Annotated in this window: 15 protein-coding genes; 9 read left to right on the top strand and 6 right to left on the bottom strand. The window is 69.6% G+C overall.

Annotation, left to right across the window (positions count from 1 at the left end; all coding sequences use genetic code 11):
• Window positions 1-24 precede the first annotated feature (24 nt).
• The gene (locus tag Q1A87_RS01830) at window positions 25-642 is read left to right on the top strand and encodes a glutathione S-transferase family protein (RefSeq protein WP_299646440.1); all 618 of its coding nucleotides are present in this window, start codon (window positions 25-27) and stop codon (window positions 640-642) included.
• Window positions 643-710: 68 nt separating this feature from the next.
• Here the strand turns inward: Q1A87_RS01830 and Q1A87_RS01825 are convergent, their stop codons facing one another.
• Window positions 711-1,610 carry a choline ABC transporter substrate-binding protein gene (locus tag Q1A87_RS01825; protein ID WP_299646541.1) on the bottom strand — a complete coding sequence of 300 codons (900 nt, stop codon included), beginning with the start codon at window positions 1,608-1,610 and terminating at the stop codon, window positions 711-713.
• Window positions 1,611-1,741: 131 nt separating this feature from the next.
• Here Q1A87_RS01825 and betI point away from each other — a divergent pair, with 131 nt between their 5' ends.
• The 6 genes from betI to Q1A87_RS01795 all read left to right on the top strand — a co-directional run bounded on the left by betI (window position 1,742) and on the right by Q1A87_RS01795 (window position 7,909).
• Window positions 1,742-2,296 (top strand): transcriptional regulator BetI, encoded by a 555-nt coding sequence (betI, locus tag Q1A87_RS01820; protein WP_299646539.1) that lies wholly within the window; start codon window positions 1,742-1,744, stop codon window positions 2,294-2,296.
• On the top strand, window positions 2,293-3,813 hold the full coding sequence (gene betC / locus Q1A87_RS01815) for a choline-sulfatase (protein ID WP_299646438.1): 1,521 nt from the start codon (window positions 2,293-2,295) through the stop codon (window positions 3,811-3,813). Before betI ends, betC begins: the two co-directional genes overlap by 4 nt.
• 98 nt (window positions 3,814-3,911) lie before the next feature.
• Entirely contained in the window at window positions 3,912-5,372 is a 1,461-nt protein-coding gene (gene betB / locus Q1A87_RS01810; RefSeq protein ID WP_299646436.1) for a betaine-aldehyde dehydrogenase, read from the top strand.
• Entirely contained in the window at window positions 5,372-7,018 is a 1,647-nt protein-coding gene (gene betA, locus Q1A87_RS01805) for a choline dehydrogenase (protein WP_299646434.1), read from the top strand. The genes betB and betA overlap by 1 nt, the downstream gene beginning before the upstream one ends.
• Before the next feature lie 106 nt (window positions 7,019-7,124).
• Window positions 7,125-7,580 (top strand): GFA family protein, encoded by a 456-nt coding sequence (locus Q1A87_RS01800; protein WP_299646432.1) that lies wholly within the window; start codon window positions 7,125-7,127, stop codon window positions 7,578-7,580.
• Window positions 7,577-7,909, top strand: coding sequence for a hypothetical protein (locus Q1A87_RS01795; RefSeq protein ID WP_299646430.1), 333 nt, complete (start codon window positions 7,577-7,579; stop codon window positions 7,907-7,909). Before Q1A87_RS01800 ends, Q1A87_RS01795 begins: the two co-directional genes overlap by 4 nt.
• A 4-nt stretch (window positions 7,910-7,913) precedes the next feature.
• Here the strand turns inward: Q1A87_RS01795 and Q1A87_RS01790 are convergent, their stop codons facing one another.
• Complete coding sequence (locus Q1A87_RS01790) at window positions 7,914-10,877, bottom strand: L-glutamate gamma-semialdehyde dehydrogenase (protein ID WP_299646428.1); 2,964 nt, start codon at window positions 10,875-10,877, stop codon at window positions 7,914-7,916.
• Between the two features lie 133 nt (window positions 10,878-11,010).
• Here Q1A87_RS01790 and Q1A87_RS01785 point away from each other — a divergent pair, with 133 nt between their 5' ends.
• Entirely contained in the window at window positions 11,011-11,478 is a 468-nt protein-coding gene (locus Q1A87_RS01785; RefSeq protein WP_299646426.1) for an Lrp/AsnC ligand binding domain-containing protein, read from the top strand.
• A 98-nt stretch (window positions 11,479-11,576) separates the two neighbouring features.
• Here the strand turns inward: Q1A87_RS01785 and Q1A87_RS01780 are convergent, their stop codons facing one another.
• The 3 genes from Q1A87_RS01780 to Q1A87_RS01770 form a co-directional block, all read right to left on the bottom strand.
• Window positions 11,577-12,380 carry a lytic murein transglycosylase gene (locus Q1A87_RS01780; protein WP_299646424.1) on the bottom strand — a complete coding sequence of 268 codons (804 nt, stop codon included), beginning with the start codon at window positions 12,378-12,380 and terminating at the stop codon, window positions 11,577-11,579.
• Window positions 12,381-12,466: 86 nt separating this feature from the next.
• Window positions 12,467-13,921 (bottom strand): cobyric acid synthase, encoded by a 1,455-nt coding sequence (locus tag Q1A87_RS01775; RefSeq protein ID WP_299646422.1) that lies wholly within the window; start codon window positions 13,919-13,921, stop codon window positions 12,467-12,469.
• Window positions 13,922-13,937: 16 nt separating this feature from the next.
• Window positions 13,938-14,723, bottom strand: a complete 786-nt coding sequence (locus Q1A87_RS01770) for a lysophospholipid acyltransferase family protein (protein ID WP_299646419.1) — start codon at window positions 14,721-14,723, stop codon at window positions 13,938-13,940.
• A 150-nt stretch (window positions 14,724-14,873) separates the two neighbouring features.
• Here Q1A87_RS01770 and Q1A87_RS01765 point away from each other — a divergent pair, with 150 nt between their 5' ends.
• Window positions 14,874-15,842 (top strand): zinc-ribbon domain-containing protein, encoded by a 969-nt coding sequence (locus Q1A87_RS01765; RefSeq protein ID WP_299646417.1) that lies wholly within the window; start codon window positions 14,874-14,876, stop codon window positions 15,840-15,842.
• A 258-nt stretch (window positions 15,843-16,100) separates the two neighbouring features.
• Here the strand turns inward: Q1A87_RS01765 and Q1A87_RS01760 are convergent, their stop codons facing one another.
• Window positions 16,101-18,680: a DUF4175 domain-containing protein gene (locus Q1A87_RS01760; RefSeq protein ID WP_299646415.1), complete on the bottom strand. Its 2,580-nt coding sequence runs from the start codon at window positions 18,678-18,680 to the stop codon at window positions 16,101-16,103.
• Between the last annotated feature and the right edge of the window lie 33 nt (window positions 18,681-18,713).

Here is an 18,713-nt window from a genome sequence, read left to right as displayed (position 1 = left end):
CCACGCAACCACGGAAGGTCCGCCATGTCCGCTCCGATCCTCTACACGAACCCGATGTCGCGCGGACGGACGGCGCGCTGGATGCTGGAGGAGGTCGGCACGGATTACGAGACCGTGATCGTCGATTTCGAAAGCAAGAGCGCGCTGGGCGACATCAACCCGATGGGCAAGGTTCCGACGCTCGTCCATCGCAGCACTGTCGTGACGGAGACGGCGGCGATCTGCGCGTATCTTGCGGATGCCTTCGCCTATGCCGGACTGGCCCCGCCCCTGGATAGCGCGCTGCGCGGCGACTATTATCGCTGGCTGTTCTTCGCGGCCGGGCCGCTGGAAGCGGCGGCGACCAACCGCGCGCTCGGTGTCGAGGTGACGCCGGACCGGGAGGGGATGGTCGGCTACGGCACGCTCGGCCGGACGCTCGACACGTTGGACGCCGCCTTGACGCAGAGCGAGCATCTGGTCGGCTCGGCCTTCACCGCGGCCGACCTCTATGTGGGCGCGCATCTCGCCTGGGGGATGCGGTTCGGCACGATCGAGCGACGGCCGGCCTTCGAGGCGGTCGTCGAACGGAACGCGGCCCGTCCCGCGGCCATCCGCGCCGCCGAGCTCGACGACGCGTTGCTGCCCGCCCAAGCAGGGTAGGTCCGCCGGAAATCGTGGCGCGCGCAAGGGTCGCGCGCGCCGTCGGTATGTCGCTCGGAGCGAGACGATCAATTCCCGAGGGCGGAGGTGACGGCCGCCATCGCGTCCTCGCCGTCGATCGTGGTGACGCCTTCGAGCCAGCCGCCCAGCACGTCCTGATGCGCCGCGAGCCAGGCGGTCGCCGCGTCCTGCGGGTCTTCGCCGTCGTTCAGGATGGCCCCCATGATCTCGTTCTCCATGGCGAGCGAGAAGCTCAGGTTCCCGAGCAGGCGGCCGACATTCGGGCATTCCTCGACATAGCCCGCGCGTGTGTTCGTGTAGACCGTCGCGCCGCCCAGATCGGGGCCGAAATATTCATCGCCGCCCTGCAGGTAGGTCAGCTCGAAATTGGCGTTCATCGGATGCGGCTCCCAGCCGAGGAACACGATCGGCTCGTCGCGCTCCGTCAGGCGCGCGACCTGCGCCAGCATTCCCTGCTCCGAACTCTCGACGATCTCGAAATCAGAAAGGCCGAACGCGTCGTCGTCGATCATCGACTGGATCAGGCGGTTGCCGTCGTTGCCCGGCTCGATGCCGTAGATCTTGCCGTCGAGCGCCTCGGCCTGGCTGACGATGTCGCCGAAGGACGCGATCCCGAGGTCCTGTGCCGGCGCGTTGACGGCGAGCGTGTATTTGGCGCCCTCCAGATTGGCACGCACCGTCTCGACGGTCCCGGCCTCGCGATAGGGCGTGATGTCGGCCTCCATCGTGGGCATCCAGTTCCCGAGGAACACGTCCACGTCGCCCTCGGCCATCGACGTATAGGTGATCGGAACCGACAGGACCTTGATGTCGGTCTCGTAGCCGAGCGCGTCCAGCACGACCGTGGTCGCGGCGGTGGTCGCGGTGATGTCGGTCCAGCCGACATCGGCGAAGACGATCTCTTCGCAGGAATCCTGCGCGTGAGCGACGCCGACAGTGACGGCCATCGCCGAGGCGAGTGCAACAATGCGGTTCATCTCAATCTCCCGATCAATATTGACTTGGCCGTTGAGTTGATTGATCAGTCAATCAGCATACAGCCCTTCACTGACCGGAGTTTGCGGTGCCGCGCATCGGAATGGAACCCCAACGTCGGGACGCGCTCGTCCGCGCCGCGATTTCCGAGATCGCCGCGACCGGGGCCGGCGAGGTGACCGTGGCCAGGATCGCCAAGCGTGCCGGCATGTCGCCGGCGCTGGCGCATCATTATTTCGGCTCGAAGGACAGGATGCTGCTGGCCGCGATGCGGCACGTCCTCTCCGTCTTCGTCGCCGAGGTGCGGGCTCCGCTTGCCGCCGCGCAGACGCCGCGGGCGCGGCTCGAGGCGATCGTGCGGGCGAGCTTCGCGCCGTCGAACTTCCACGACGAGGTCGTGGCCGCCTGGCTCAACTTCTACGTCCAGGCACAGCGTCCCGGTGAGACCCAGCGCCTCCTGCGCGTCTACCAGTCGCGTCTGCGCTCGAACCTCGTCCACGCGCTGCGACCGCTGACGGAGCGGCCGGAAGTTCTGGCCGAGGGAATCGGCGCGATGATCGACGGACTCTACGTCCGCCAGGCGCTTCGGCCGGACGATCTCGACAGCGCGGCCTCCACCGCGCTCGTCCTCGATTACATCGACAGGGGGTTGGCATGAGCATGCCCCAGACGAACGGACCGAACATCCTCATCCTGATGGTGGATCAGCTCAACGGCACGTTGTTTCCCGACGGTCCCGCCGAATGGCTGCATGCGCCGAACCTGAAGCGGCTCGCCGCGCGGTCGCGGCGGTTCCGGAACTGCTACACGGCCTCGCCGCTCTGCGCGCCGGGCCGGGCCTCGTTCATGTCGGGCCTGCTGCCGAGCCGCACGCGGGTCTACGACAACGCCGCCGAGTTCGCCTCCGACATCCCGACCTACGCGCATCACCTGCGGCGTGCCGGCTGGCGCACCTGTCTGTCGGGCAAGATGCACTTCGTCGGCCCCGACCAGCTGCACGGGTTCGAGACGCGGCTGACCACCGACATCTATCCCGCCGATTTCGGCTGGACCCCCGACTACCGCAAGCCCGGCGAGCGGATCGACTGGTGGTATCACAACATGGGCTCCGTCACGGGCTCGGGCGTGGGCGAGATCACCAACCAGATGGAATACGACGACGAGGTCGCGCATTTCGCGAAGATGTGGCTCTACGACGCCGCGCGGAAGCAGGACGCGCGACCTTGGTGCCTGACGGCAAGCTTCACGCATCCGCACGACCCCTACGTCGCGCGCAAGCGGTTGTGGGACCTCTACGAGGATTGCGACCACTTGCTGCCGGAGGTGGGCGAAATGCCGTACGAGGCGCACGATCCGCATTCCCGGCGCATCCTCGACGCCAACGACCGGGGCAACTTCGACGTCACCGAGGCGGACGTGATGCGGTCCCGCCGGGCCTACTTCGCCAACATCTCCTATCTCGACGAGAAGGTCGGCGAATTGTTGCAGGTTCTCGAGGACACGCGCCAGGAGGCGATCGTCCTTTTCGTTTCCGACCACGGCGACATGCTGGGCGAGCGGGGGCTGTGGTACAAGATGAGCTTCCTCGAAGGCTCCTCGCGCGTGCCGATGATGATCGCCGCGCCGGGGATCGAGCCGGGGCTCGACCTGACGCCCGTGTCCAACATCGACGTCTGTCCGACGCTCTGCGACCTTGCGGGCGTGGACCTGAGCGAGGTCGCGCCCTGGACGACGGGCGAGTCGCTCGTCCCCCTCGGGCAGGGCGGTCGGCGCGAAACGCCGGTGGCGATGGAATACGCGGCCGAGGGCAGCTACGCGCCGCTGGTCGCGCTGCGCCTGGGACGGTGGAAGTACACTTGCTGTGCGCTCGATCCGGAGCAGCTTTTCGACCTCGACGCCGACCCGCACGAACTGACGAACCTTGCGGACGATCCGGCCCATGCCGAGACGCTGGCCGCGTTCCGCGACGAGGCCGACCGACGATGGGACCTCGACCGCTTCGATGCCGAGGTGCGCGAGAGTCAGGCCCGGCGCTGGGTCGTCTACGCGGCGCTTCGTCAGGGCGGCTATTACCCGTGGGAGTATCAGCCGCTGCAGGTCGCGTCGGAGCGGTACATGCGCAACCACATGGATCTCAACGTGCTGGAGGAGAGCCAGCGCGCGCCGAAGGACTGAGATGGCGGAGCGAGGGGCCAACCCCTCGCGCTCCCCGGAGTATTTCAACCAAGAAGAAGGGCGCAGGTCCAGCCGGCCGGCGTCCGGGAAGGTTCCCGATGACCAGACCCAATGCGAGACCCGTGGCCAGCCATTTCGTCGACGGCGCCTATGTCGAGGACGCCGCCGGCACGCCGATCCCGGTGATCTATCCTGCGACCGGCGATACCATCGCGACGGTGCATGCCGCGACGCCCGGGATCCTGGAGCGTGCCTTGGCGTCGGCCGAGCGCGCGCAGGTGGCGTGGGCCGTCGCCGACCCGGTCGAGCGGGGCCGGGTGTTGCGGCGCGCGGCCGACCTGCTCCGCGCGCGGAACCGGGCCCTGTCTGAACTGGAGACGCTCGATACCGGCAAGCCGCTGCAGGAGACGCTGGTGGCCGATGCCGCCTCCGGCGCGGACGCGCTCGAATATTTCGGCGGGCTCGCGCCGGACGTGACCGGGACCTCGATCCGCTTCGGTGAAGATTGGGCCTATACGATCCGACGTGCGCTCGGCGTGTGCGTCGGCATCGGGGCGTGGAACTATCCGACGCAGATCGCGTGCTGGAAGGCGGCGCCCGCGCTCGCCACCGGGAACGCGATGGTCTTCAAGCCGTCCGAGACGACACCGCTCTGCGCGCTCAATCTCGCCGAGATCCTGATCGAGGCGGGGCTGCCGGCCGGGCTCTTCAACGTGGTGCAGGGCGCGGGCGAGGTGGGTGCGGCGCTGACCACCGACCCGCGCGTGGCGAAGGTTTCGCTGACGGGCTCCGTGGCGACGGGGCGGAAGGTCGCGGCCGCCGCGGCCGGGGGCATGAAGCACGTCACGATGGAGCTCGGCGGCAAGTCCCCGATCCTCGTCTTCGAGGATGCCGATCTGGAGGATGCCGTTTCGGGGGCGATCAACGGGAACTTCTATTCGTCCGGCCAGGTCTGCTCCAACGGCACGCGCATCTTCGTGCATGAGAGCCTGCACGACGCATTCCTCGATCGGCTTCGTGCGCGGCTCGCGGGTGTGGTGATGGGCGACCCGCTCGACGAGGCCACGAATTTCGGGCCCATCACCACCGCGGCGCAGGCCGATATCGTAATGCGGCATATCGCGACGGCCGAGGCGGAGGGCGCGACCGTCGCGATCGGCGGCCGTCGTCTGGACCGCGCGGGCTACTGGATCGAGCCGACTGTGCTGACGGACCTGAGCGACGACATGACCTGCGTGCGTGAGGAGATCTTCGGCCCCGTCATGTCGGTGCTGACCTTCGCGGACGAGGCGGAGGCCGTCGCGCGGGCCAACGCGACCGAGTTCGGATTGAGCGCCGGTCTCTTCACCCGCGACCTCGCGCGCGCACACCGGGTCGTGGCGCAGCTTCGGGCGGGGACATGCTGGATCAACCAGTACAACCTCACGCCCGCGGGCATGCCGTTCGGCGGCTCCCGCGCCTCGGGCATCGGACGGGAGAACGCCCGGGTCGCGATGGACCACTTCACCGAGGTCCAGACGGTCTATGTCGGCATGGGCCGGGTCGAGAGCGCGTTCTGATGCAGGCCGATTACGTCATCGTCGGGGCGGGCAGCGCGGGTTGCGCCATGGCCTACCGGCTCGCCGAGGCGGGGCGTTCCGTCATCGTGCTCGAGTTCGGCGGCACCGATGCGGGGCCGCTCATCCAGATGCCGGGCGCGCTCAGCTTTCCGATGAACATGCCGCGCTACGACTGGGGCTACTGGACCGAGCCGGAGCCGCATCTGGGCGGACGCCGGCTGGCCTGTCCGCGGGGCAAGGTCTGGGGCGGGTCGAGCTCCATCAACGGGATGGTCTACGTCCGCGGGCATCCGCTGGACTACGCGCATTGGGCGGAGCAGGGGGCGACCGGCTGGGATTTCCCGGACGTGCTGCCCTACTTCAAGCGCATGGAGACGTGGCACGACGGCGGCCACGGCGGCGATCCGACCTGGCGCGGGACCGACGGGCCGCTTCACGTCTCGCGGGGGACGCGGCTCAATCCGCTCTACCGGGCCTTCGTCGAAGCCGGACGGCAGGCCGGCTACGGGGTCACGGACGACTACAACGGCCAGAAGCAGGAAGGCTTTGGGCCGATGGAGCAGACGGTCTGGAAAGGCCGGCGCTGGTCCGCGGCGAACGCCTATCTCAGGCCCGCCCGCGCGACCGGGCGCTGCCGGCTGGTCCGCGGGTTGGCCGAGCGTATCGTGATCCGGGACGGGCGGGCCACGGGCGTGCGGCTCAAGGGCGGGCAAGTGCTCGAGGCCGGGCGGGAGGTCATCCTCGCCGCCTCCTCGATCAACTCGCCGAAGCTCCTCATGCTGTCGGGGATCGGGCCGGCCGCGCATCTGGCGGAGCACGGGATCGGAGTGGTCGCGGATCGCTCGGGCGTCGGGCAGAACCTGCAGGATCATCTGGAGATGTATATCCAGATGGCCGCCTCGAAGCCGATCACGCTCTTCACCTACTGGAACCTGCTGGGCAAGGCCTGGATCGCGGCGCGCTGGCTGTTCCACCGCAGCGGCCCGGGGGCGACCAATAACTTCGAGAGCGCGGCCTTCGTCCGGTCGCGCGCGGGCATCCGCTACCCGGACATCCAGTATCACTTCCTGCCGCTCGCCGTGCGCTACGACGGCAAGATCGCGGCGGAGGGCCACGGGTTCCAGGCGCATGTCGGGCCGATGCGCTCGAAGTCGCGGGGCGACGTGACCCTGCGTTCCGCCGATCCGGAGGAAGCGCCGCGAATCCGGTTCAACTACATGAGCCACGCCGACGACTGGGCCGAGTTCCGCACCTGCATCAGGCTGACGCGGGAGATCTTCGCGCAGGACGCCTTCGCCGATTTCCGCCGCCACGAGATCCAGCCGGGCGCACACGTGCAGAGCGACGACGAGCTGGACGACGCGATCCGCGAACATGCCGAGAGCGCGTACCACCCCTGCGGCACGTGCCGCATGGGGGCGAAGGACGATCCGGGCGCGGTGGTCGACCCGGAATGCCGGGTGATCGGCGTGGACAACCTGCGGCTCGCGGACAGTTCGATCTTTCCCAGGATTCCCAACGGGAACCTCAACGGGCCGTCGATCATGGTGGGCGAGAAGGCGTCGGACCATATCCTCGGACGGTCCCTGCCGCATGACCCGCAACCGTTCTGGCAGCATCCGCACTGGGCAGCGGCCCAAAGGTAAGGCACTTGCCCACCGGGCGCGCATCGCCAGAGACGCCTCTCTTGATTCTTCGGGCCCAACGCGGGACCCTGTTCCCGTTCGGGGCCGATGACGGGGGGATACGTCGATGAAACTCGAAGGGTCCTGCCATTGCGGCGCGGTGCGGTTCACCGTGGACGCGCCGGAACCGGTTCCCTACCAGCGATGCTATTGCTCGATCTGTCGCAAGACGGCGGGGGGCGGCGGATTCGCGATCAATATCGGGGCGAGGCGCGACACGCTGGACGTGACGGGACAGGAGAACGTCTCGACCTACCAATCGAGCGAGGATGCGGAACGGACGTTCTGCCGTATCTGCGGCAGCGCCCTATGGCTCTATTCGCCGGCCTGGCCGGACCTGATCCATCCCCATGCCTCGGCCATCGACACCGATCTTCCGGTGCCGCCGGAGCGGACGCATATTCTTCTCGGCTCCCGGGCGAACTGGGCGGAGCCGGAGGTCGCGCCGCGGGACAGGACCTTCGAGCAGTATCCGGAGGAAAGCCTGGCCGCCTGGCACGAGCGGACGGGGCTGACGCGATGAAGAACCCCTATGCCGGAACCTCGTTCTGGCAGCCCTCCGACGCCGAATGCGATGCGCTCCGGACGCATCTGCTGGCGGAGCTTCCGGTGGGACACGTCCTCTGGCCGGCAGACGACCGGCTGCAGGTGGTCGCGCGGGACCGGCACGGGGATCGCATCGTGGTGCGGACCGGGATCGCCGCGACACCGGTGGCGCTCATCCACATGAGCTGGACCGGACGGCCGCCGATGGCACCGTTCCTGCCGGAGACGGAGTTCTTCGAATCCGACGAGGCGCTGATCGCGGCGATCCGGAACGGCCCCGCGGCGAACGGGGCCCGGCCGGCGTGATCCTCTAGCGCGCCTCCATCGCGATCAGCGTGGCGTTGCCGCCCGCGGCCGTCGTGTCGGTCGAGACGACGACCTCCTCCACAAAACGCTGCAGGTAGAGCGGACCGCCCGCCTTCGGTCCGGTGCCGGACTTGCCGCGTCCGCCGAAAGGTTGCGAACCCACGATGGCGCCGATCTGGTTGCGATTGACGTAGACGTTGCCGGCCGGCGCGCGGGCGGTCACGTGGGCGATGGTCGCGTCGATGCGGGAGTGGAGCCCGAAGGTGAGCCCGAAGCCGGTCGCCTCGATCTCGTCGAGCACGGCGTCGATCCGCCCGGCCTTCCAGCGCTTGACGTGCAGGACCGGGCCGAACACCTCCTCCGTGAGCCTCTCGTCCGGGCCGAGTTCGATGATCGTCGGCGGCATGAACCGGCCTTCCGGGGCGTCGCCCTGCCAGCGAATGCGGTGCGCGCCGGCGTGATCGCGGAGCTTCTTCAGCGCGGCCTCGTCGATCACCGGACCGATATCGGTCGCCGGGTCCATCGGGTCGCCGAGGGTGAGCGTCGCCGCGGCGCCCTCGATCATCTCCAGCATCCGGTCGGCCACGTCCTCCTGCAGGTAGACGATGCGGCAGGCCGAGCAGCGCTGACCGGCGGAGCGGAAGGCGGAGGCGGTCACGTCGCGCGTCACCTGTTCGGGCAGGGCGGTGGCATCGACGATCATCGCGTTGACCCCGCCGGTCTCCGCGACGAGCGGGACGATCGGGCCATCCTTCTGCGCAAGCGCGAGGTTGATCGCCTTGGCCGTGGCGGTGGAGCCGGTGAACGCCACGCCGGCGACATCGCGATGCGCGATCAGCGCCTGGCCGACCTCGACGCCCCCGGGCACGAGGATCAGCGCGTCTGCCGGCACGCCGGCCCGATGCAGCAGCGCGACCGCCTGCGCCGCGATGCGCGGCGTCTGCGGCGCGGGCTTGGCGGCGACGGCGTTGCCCGCGGCGAGCGCGGCGGCGGTCTGGCCGAGGAAGATCGCCAGCGGAAAGTTCCACGGGGCGACGGTGACGAAGACCCCGCGGCCCCGCACCCGCCACTCGTTCGACTCGCCCGTGGGGCCGGGCAGGGCGCGCGGCTGGCACAGCGTCTCCGCCTCGTCGGCGTAGAACCGCAGGAAATCGACCGCCTCCCGGATCTCGGCGATGCCGTCGTCGATGGTCTTGCCCGCCTCGCGGGCGAGCGTGGCCATGAGGGCGGCGCGTTCCGCTTCCAGAAGGTCGGCCGCGCGGCGCAGGATCGCGGCACGGCTGGCGGGTGCGGTGGTGGACCACTCGGCGAAGGCCGCGCGCGCGCGGGACATGACACCGTCGATGTCGGACGGGGCCATCGGCTTGATCTCGGACGCCGCCGGCGCGCGCTGCATGTCTCGGAACAGCGCGTCGAGCTCCCGCCGCGCGCCGATCTCGACACCGGTGGAGTTGCGGCGCCCGGCAAAGAGGCCGTTCGGCATCGGGATGCGCGCGTGGCGGGGCGTCGCGGCGAGGTCCTGCGGCATGTCGAGCACGGCGGCAACGTCCACGTCCTTGTCGCCCGCCATGGCCACGAAGCTCGTCGAGGCGCCGTTCTCCAGAAGGCGCCGGACGAGATAGGCCAGCAGGTCGCGATGCCCGCCTACGGGCGCGTAGATCCGGCAGGGCATCTCTGTTTCCTTGGCGACGGCGGCGTAGAGCGCCTCGCCCATGCCGTGCAGCCGTTGGAACTCGAACCCGCCCGGATGGCGGTTGCCGGTGCCGTGGCCCTCCGCGTCCATCTCGATGATCTTGGCGATGGTCAGCGCGTTGTGCGTGGCGAATTGCGGATAGAGATGCGGGCGCAGAGCCAGCATCTTCTTCGCGCAGGCGAGGTAGTTCAGGTCGGTCACCGCCTTGCGGGTGAAGACCGGGTAGTCCGCATGGCCCTCGACCTGGGCGTGCTTGACCTCGGTGTCCCAGTAGGCGCCCTTCACCAGCCGCACCATCAGCGTCTGGCCATGACGACGGGCAAGGTCGCCGGCCCAGTCGATCACCGCCTCGGCGCGCTTGCCGTATGCCTGGATGGCGAGGCCGAACCCGTTCCAGTCGCGCAAGCGCTCGTCCTCGAACGCGGCTTCGATCACCTCAAGGGAAAGCTCCAGCCGATCCTGCTCCTCGGCGTCGACGGTGAAGTTCAGGTCGTAGGACTTTGCTTGCCGGGCGAGGTCGACGAGGACGGGTGTCAGCTCGCACAGCATGGCCGCCCGGTTGCGCGGTTCATAGCGGGGATGGAGCGCGGAGAGCTTGACCGAGATGCCGGGCCTGTGCGGCAGGGGGCGGTTGCCGGCCGCGCGACCGATCGCGTCGATCGCGCCGGCATACGACTTCGCGTAGCGTTCGGCATCGGCGCGGGTCTTCGCGCCCTCGCCCAGCATGTCGTAGCTGTGCAGCGCGCCCTTCGCTTCGTTCTCTCGGGCCCGCTTCAGGGCGCTCTCGATCGTCTCGCCCAGCACGAACTGGTGGCCCATGAAGCGCATCGCCTGCCGGACGCCGGTGCGCACGGCGGGCACGCCGATGCGCCGGGTCAGCCCCGTCAGGACGCCGGGCACGGTGTCGTTGGGCCGCAGCAGGCGGTTCGACATGCCGAGCCCCCAGGTCGCGGCGGAGACCAGCCAGGCGTCGGAGGGTTCGTGCTCGTCCCACTTCCCCGCACCGATTTTGTCGGCGATCAGCGCGTCCTGCGTCGCCTCGTCGGGCACGCGGAGCAGCGCCTCGGCCATCGCCATCAGCGCGAGCCCCTCGCGGGTCGAAAGGTCGTAGTCGCGCAGGAAGTCCTCGAGCCCGCCGATCCGCGTCTGCGCGCGGCGGATACCCTGGATCAGGCGCTCGGCCCGCTCGCGCGTCTCGGGCGCGACCTCGGCGAGTGGCAGGAGCGCGGGGACGAGCGTCTCGTCGGCGGCGGCGAAAGGGGCGGAGAAGGACATCGGCAGGCTCCTCGGACGTGTCCCGACAGGGATAGCACGGGCGAAGCCATGCGGACTCACCGAAAACGGGGCCTGACGGCCCGCGCGACTTAGTATATTCGTGGTATCGAGAAACAGGACGGAGGATTTCGCGGTGATAGATCCGATCGACCGGACGGATCGCCGGCTTGTCCGCGCATTGCAGGAGGATGCGCGGCTTTCCGTCACGGCCCTGGCCGAGCGGATCGGGCTGTCGGCCAACGCGACGGCGGAGCGGATGCGCCGGCTGCGCCGCGCGGGCGTCATCGCAGGCTACACGGTCCGCCTGGATCACGCGGCGCTGGGTCTGGGCCTGATCGCCTTCGTCGAGGTCAAGCTGGACCGGACGGACGGCGACGTCTTCGTCGCCTTCGCCGAGGCCGTCGCCGGCGTGAAGGGGATCGAGGAATGCCACATGGTCGCCGGCGGGTTCGATTACCTCCTGAAGACGCGGCACCGGGACATGGCCGATTACCGCGCCTTCCTCGCCGAGGCCCTGGCCGCGTTGCCCGGCGTTCGGGAGACGCGGACCTATGTCGTGATCGAGGAGATCCCGGCCGGGGGCGCCTCGGCGTCGATCTAGCCGTTCGGCCTGACGGTCCCGGGCCTGCCGGAAGCACGCCCGGGCCGGCTGCGCATCACGTCGCTTTCGTGAGGCGAAGTCCCGCGGGCCGCCGGGCCTCAGCCGATACGGGCCGCCGAGAGCGCGATGGCCTGCTGGTAGACCGTCGCTGCGTTCCACTCGTCCAGGACCCGGAAATTCGCCGTTCCCTCCTGAAACGGCTGTCCCGGCTGCCAGCCCTTCTGCCGCAGGAAGTACGCCGTCGAGGCCAGCGCATCGGCCATGTCGTAGAAGTCGACCCGCCCGTCGCCGTTGCCGTCCACGCCGTAGCGCAGCGCGTTGCCTGGCAGGAACTGGGTGTGGCCGAGCTCCCCGTGCGCGGCGCCGTCCTGGCCGGGCGAGAGCATGCCCCGGTCGACCATCGACAACGCGGCCAGCGCGTGCGGCGTGAAGAAGTCGCTGCGCCGGCAATCGTAGGCCACCGTCAGGATCGAGGACACGACGTTCTCGGATCCCATGTTGCGACCGAACCCCGTCTCCATCCCGTGAATGGCCAGCAGGATGCCAGCCGGCACGCCGTAGCGCGCCTCGAGGTTCTGAAAGAAGGCGCGGTTCTGGTTCAGCCGCTTGTTCGCCTGCGCCGCGAACCCGTCGAGGGAGCCGAGGCGGATGCGAATGAAGTCGTCGAGGGCGTATTTCACGCCGGTCTGGTTGCGATCGGCCGCGATGGTCCGGGTGGCGTAGGTCGCGCCCCCGAGGGCCTGCAACCCGCGTTGCCCGATCCCGGCGGCGGCGGCCTCCTCGCCGAACTCCCGTTTCCAACGGTCCCAGCCGCCCGCGTCGTTGCCACATTGCGCGGAGAGGACGGGCGTAGCGGCGAGGACGAGCAGGGCGGCGGCGCGGAGGAGCGGGGCGCGGAACATAGGGGCGTCTCCTGGACGGGGAAAGTCGGGGGCAGGTCGGCGGGACCATAGGTTGCCGGACCTCTTACGGCAACGATGGCGCGGCGCTATCTGATAACGCGGGCAATTCGCTCGATTCCGCCCAGATCGAGAGCGGCGGCAAGGTGGTCGGCGAGGCGGTCGAGCACGTCCTCGACGCCCGCGCCGTATTGCCCTTCGCTCGCCGCGGCCCCGATCCGGGCGAGGAAGGCCGCACGGAAGGCGTCGCCGGTGAAGAGCCCGTGCAGGTAGCAGCCGAGCACATGTCCGTCCGCGCTCGCCGCGCCGGCACGCGCACCGTCGACCTCGAGCCAGCCGCGCCCTGCATCGGGCCCGGTGGTTTGCCCCATATGGATCTCGTAGCCGGCCACGGCGGCCCCGCTTGCCACGTAGCGGGCAGCGACCCGCGCTAAATGCTTTTTCGGGGCGAGCACCGTGTCGACGTCGAGCAGGCCCAGCCCCGGGACCGTGGCGGGCGGGCCCTCGATACCGCCCGGGTCCGACAGGCTGCGCCCCAGCATCTGGTAGCCGCCGCAGATGCCGAGAACGTGACCGCCCCGCCGGCGATGCGCCATCAGGTCGATGTCCCATCCGTTGGCCCGGAACGAGGCCAGGTCCGCGATGGTGGATTTCGACCCGGGAATGAGGATCAGGTCGGCGACGGGCAGGGGGCGACCGGGCGGCACGATTTCGACGGAGAGGGCGGGATCGGCGGAGAGCGGGTCGAGGTCGTCGAAATTGGCGATCCGGTTCAACCGCGGCACCGCGATGCGGAAGGCCCCGTCGCGGGAACGCGAGCGGATGTCCATCACGTCCTCAGCCGGCAGGCGCCAGGCCTCCTCGAACCACGGCACGATGCCGAGGCCCGTCCATCCCGTCCGCGCCGCGATCTCCCGCATGCCGTCGGCAAAGAGCGTCGCGTCGCCGCGGAACTTGTTGACGAGGAATCCCTCGATGCGGGATGCGTCTCCGGGGTCCAGCACCGCATGCGTGCCGACGAGCTGCGCGATGACGCCGCCCCGGTCGATGTCGCCGGCGAGGATCACCGGCAGGTCCGCCGCCGCCGCGAAGCCCATATTCGCGATGTCGCCCGCCCGCAGGTTGATTTCCGCCGGGGAGCCGGCCCCCTCGACGATCACGAGGTCGCAATCGTCCGACAGGCGCCGGAAGCTCGTCAGGCAGGCCTCGAGCAGCTGCGGCTTCAGCTTCGCGTAGTCCCGCGCCCGTACCGTCGCGAGCCGGTGGCCCTGAACGACGACCTGCGCGCCGATCTCGGTTTCGGGCTTCAGCAGGACCGGGTTCATGTCCACCCGCGGCTCCACCCCGCAGGCCAGCGCCTGCAACGCCTGGGCCCGGCCGATCTCGCCCCCGTCGGCAGTCACGGCGGCATTGTTCGACATGTTCTGCGGCTTGAACGGCCGAACCCGCAGGCCCTGCCGCGCGAAGTGCCGGCAGAGCCCCGCGACGAGCATCGACTTGCCCACGTTCGAGCCCGCGCCCTGGATCATCACCGCGCGCGTCATCGTTCCGTTCCTGCGGTCAGGAATTCGAGCGGACGATGTCGCGCGCCGCCTCCGCGACCGGGTCGCCGAAGGTCTGCGGCGTTTTCGCGACGGGGAATCCCGCCTCCTCCATCAGCCGGTTCGAGGCCAGCTCGATCCGCTCCTCCAGCAGACGCATGAAGGTCGTCCGGTCGAGACCCGGCTGGATCGGTTCGAGGAACTCGACGACGCCGAGGCCCCGCTTCCGCAGCACGCCCCGCTTCGGCCAGAACAGCCCGACATTGGTGGCGACCGGCACACAGGGCTGGCCCAACTGCTCGTAGAGGACAAAGGTGCCGATCTTGTAGGGCATCACCGTACCGGGCGCGACACGGGTGCCCTGCGGATAGATCAGCAACTGCCCGCTCTCGCGTTGTCCGGAGGTCACTTCGGCCAGCATCCGCTTGATCGCCTCGGCCCGCTTGCCGCGATGGACGGGGATGCAGCCGAGACGGAGGGCGTACTGACCCAAGACCGGGGCGTAGCGCAGGATCGATTTCATCACGAAGAAGCCGCGGGGCAGCGCGTCCCAGAGGACGAGGATGTCGAGGAAGCTCTGATGCTTCGCCGCGACGAGCGCCGCCCCCTCCGGCGGCGTGCCGCGAACCTCGGTGCGCAGGCCGACGATATGGTGCAGCATCCAGCGGACGTGGCGAGCATAGGCGTCGCAGGCCGCCCGCGCCCCCACCGGCGAGACGATCGCCCAGGGCGCATAGACGATTCCGAGGACCGCCATCCAGGCGTAGAGCACGAAATTGAAGACGAGAGAGCGGATCAGCTGCATGCGCCATCCATACGCGAAGCCGCGGGATGCGTGAAAGGCCGAGTCCGCTCACAGTCACGCGGAAACGACGTCAGGGTCACGCGAAAGGCGGTCAGGGTTGACACCGCGAGGCTGATGAGGCGCGTTGGCGCAACGTCTCGAGGTCCCGACATGCGCATCATCTGCCCGAATTGCAGCGTTCACTACGAGATCGCCGACGATCTGATCCCGTCGGACGGTCGGGAGGTGCAATGCTCCAATTGCGGCCGGGCATGGTACGTGGATGGCGTACCGATCTCGCCCGCCGTTGCTGCGGGCGGCGGCGATCCGGCCGGCGCGGGAGACGGCGACGACGATGCAGACCCCGAGGAGACGGATGTCGAGGCCGACCTCGATGACGACCCGGAGGACGATGCGACGGCCCTCCCCGAGGACGAGGCGGATTTCGAAGACGAGGACGAAGAGGCGGACCGGGGCGGGATGCCGTCTGCAATCCCGCGTGCCTCGGCGAACGAGGCGATCCTGCGGGTCCTGCGGGAGGAGCGCGACCACGAGGCGCAACGGCGCCGGGTGGGCACCGCCCCGATGCGACCGGAACCCACACCCGCCGTTCCCCCGCCGGACGATGCCCGCCAACGGGCGGCGGCGGAGCGGCGGCGCATGGCCGCCGCGGCCGAACATGCGCGCACGCGCGAGGCGACCGGGAACCGGACCGAACGCGCTGCGAAGGCACGACCGGACCCGGCGGCCTCCGCCACGGGCGAACGGAACGAGGTCGATCCGGGTATCGGACCCCGTCCCGATGCGGAGCCGCCCCGCAAGATGCGGCGGGAACTCCTGCCCGATATCGAGGAGATCAATTCGTCGCTACGTCCGGACGAGTCGGGCACGACCGTCGAGGACGAGGACAGGGGGGATGCCGCAGCCGGAGGGTCGACCGGCTTCTGGGGCGGTTTCCTGATCGCCTGTGCGTTCGTCGGCCTGTTCGTCCTTGTCTACGCTTTCGCGGACGAGATCGCCGCCGCGCTCCCGACGGCGGCCGACCCGCTCGCGGACTATGTCGATTGGATCGACGCGCAACGGACCGCGCTCGCGCAATGGGTCGAGGCGCTGACCGCGCGGATGCTGTCGGAGACCTGAGCCCGGGAGCTTCTGAAAATCGGGGCGTTCGAGGGGGCGCCCGACTCACCTTTGCGGCACGAGACGGACGGTGCAACCACGTCCAGAAACGAGAGCTTCCGTCGGGCGCGTCCGGCCTCACGACCGGGCTTGAGGCGCTGTAACACGGAGAGGTGGTTTCGATGAACGCTCCGGCCCTCAACGCATCGCCACGGCCGTCTCGGCGTCACGTGCGCCTGTGCTTTGCGCCTGTAGAATACTCCGGACCCGTCCGGTGCCTCAGAACCGCTCGAGCAGTCGGCGTAGGTAGTCCAGCTCCACCTGCGGGCGTTCGCGTTCGCCGGAGCGGCGCCGGATCTCGTCCATCAGGTCCTGCGCGCGCCGGGCGGCGTCGGGGCCGTTCAGGAAGTTCTCGTCGGTGCCGAACTGTCCGCCCTCGCCGGATTGCCGGCCGAGCGGATCGCGATCCATGGCCTGCCCGTTCTGCATCCCGGCCTGACCGCGGCCCTCGCCCGGGTTTTCCTGCCGCTCCCCGGCCATCGCGCGGCCCAGTTCCTGCATCCCGTCGCGCAACGCGTCCATTGCCCGTGCCTGGTCGTCGAGCGCGCCGCCGAGATTGCCGTCGGCCAGATCGCGTTCGGCATCCTCCATCGCGCCCTCGGCTCGGCCGAGCGCCTCGCGCGCCGCGTCGCCGGCTTCCGTGCCCGCTCCGGGAAGGCCGTCGCGCAACGTCTCCAGCCCTTCGCGGAGCGCGCGCTGCCGCTCGGCCAGCGAGCGGGCGTCGGGCGTGCCGCCCTGACCGCCATTCGCGCCCGGCTCCTCGGCTCGCTGGCCATCGCCTGGCTGTCCTTGTCCCGGCTGACCCTGGCCCGGCTGACCTTGGCCCGGTTGCCCCTGGCCGGGCTGACCCTGGCCGGGCTGACCCGGTTGCTGACCCTGACCCTGCTGGCCCGGCTGGCCGTTCGAGCCGAACTGCTCCTGCAGATCGCGGAAGGCCTCGTCCGACAGGTCCTGCTGCTCGCGCAACTGGTCACGGAGCTGATCCATCGCCTGCTCGCCCTGACCTTGCCCCTGGCCGCCCTGACCCTGGCCCTCGGCGACCTGCATGTTCTCCATCATCTCCTGCAACTGCCGAAGAAGCTCCTGCGCTTCGGCGGTTCGGCCCTGCTGCATCAGCTCCTCGATGCGCTGCATCATCTGATCGAGCATGTCGGGCGTGACTTCCTGCATCTCGCCCTGCGCCTGCTGCTGGCTCTGGCCCTGCTGCCCCTGCTGAGCGAGCTGACGGGTGTAGTCGTCCATCGCCTGCCGCATCTCGGCCATCAGGCGCTCGATCTCCTCGGGGCTCGCGCCCTGCCGGATCGCCTCGGACAGCCGTTCCTGTGCCTGCTCCAGACGTTCCCGTGCGGAGTCGAGGGAGTTCTCCTCGATCCGGATTGCGGCCTGCCACAGCATCTCCGCGATCTCGTCGCGCGTCTCGACGCTCAGGTCGCCGCGGTCGAGGCGACGGATCGCCATGCGGACGATGAGATAGGCGGACGGGTTGTCCCAGGACCCGTCGGCCTGCCACGTGATCGCGCGTAGCAGGCGTGCGGCGCGGGTCCGGTTCTCGCGCGACCAGAGCAGGTCGCGGCGCTGCTCGATCAGGGCGGCGGAGATGGGGCTGTAGAACGGCCGGGCGGGGAGAACGAAGGTCTCGACCGCGTCGCCGGTCTGCTCGGCGCCGTCGCGCGCCGTCAGCGTGATCTTGACTGGCAGTCCCGCCAGCGGATGCTTGGTGAGCTCGGCGCGGAACGTCTCGGCGAAATCGGTCCGGTCGCCGGCGATGGGCAGCGACATCTCGAGCGCCAGCGGCTCCCGCGGCTCCGGCTCGGTGGCGAGCCCGTAATCCAGATCGGGCGCGTCGGGGTCGAGTGCGATCGTCAGCTCTGCGCCGGTCACGCCGTAATCGTCCGACGCGCGCCAGGGCAGGGTGGTGATGTCGGGATGCTCGAACCCGGCCGCGCCATCGAGCGCGATTTCAGGCGGAGCGTCCGGGGTCGCGGCAAGTGTCCAGAACGGCGCGTCATCCGTCCCGTCGATCGAGAGCGTGCCCGTCTGCGCGACCGTGAACTCCTGCAATGGCTCGGTCGGTCGGGTGACGTCGCGGCCGGAGACGGTCTCCGACACTGCGAGCGCGCCGGCTTCGCCGTAAAGGCGCAGCGTGACGCGGGTTCCCTCCGGTACGGTAACCTCTCCGGGGTCGATGTCGTTCAGGTAAAGCGTCGGCAGACCGGTATGGCGCGGCGGCTCGAGCCAGCCTTCCCAGGCCGGTCCGGTCGCGACCTGCTGGCCGACACCGGGCAGGTCGGGCAGGACGGGCGCGCGCCAGAGGGTGCCGAAGCTCAGCGCGAGGGCGAGGAACAGAACCGCCATGTAGCGCAGCGCGTAGGGGTCGCGCCGCGCGACGCGCAGATCGGGCGCGACCGCCTTCGCGCCGGCAAGGCGCGCCGCCATCCGGGCCCGGTGCGCGGACCACACGGCGGAGGCGCCGGCATCGGACCCGCCGACCGCCATGTGGTCGGCGAGCGTCGATAGCGGCCGGCCGGGCAGCGTGGCGTCGAGCCGGGCACGCGTCTCCTCGGAGGTAGGCGCGTGGAATCCGCGCAGACCCAGGATCACGAGGACGAGCGCCGCTAAGAGCAGCGCCGCGATCAGGCTGAACTCCCATAGATCCGGTGCGAGCCCCGAGGTCCAGACCGCCGCCGCGAGGATCGCCGCCGTCCAGGCCGGCCAGAAGGCATGTGTGATGCGTTCGGCCCAGAGGCCGAGGCGGGTCAGTCGGAGCTGACGCTGAACGGGTCGCAGGTCTTCGGCCACGGGTGAGCCTCCGCCGGTGGTCGTTGCAGCAAC

The organism is uncultured Jannaschia sp., from assembly GCF_947494055.1.
Taxonomy (GTDB): domain Bacteria; phylum Pseudomonadota; class Alphaproteobacteria; order Rhodobacterales; family Rhodobacteraceae; genus Jannaschia.
Note: the sequence above shows the minus strand (reverse complement) of the source record. Positions and strands in the feature narration are given on the sequence as shown.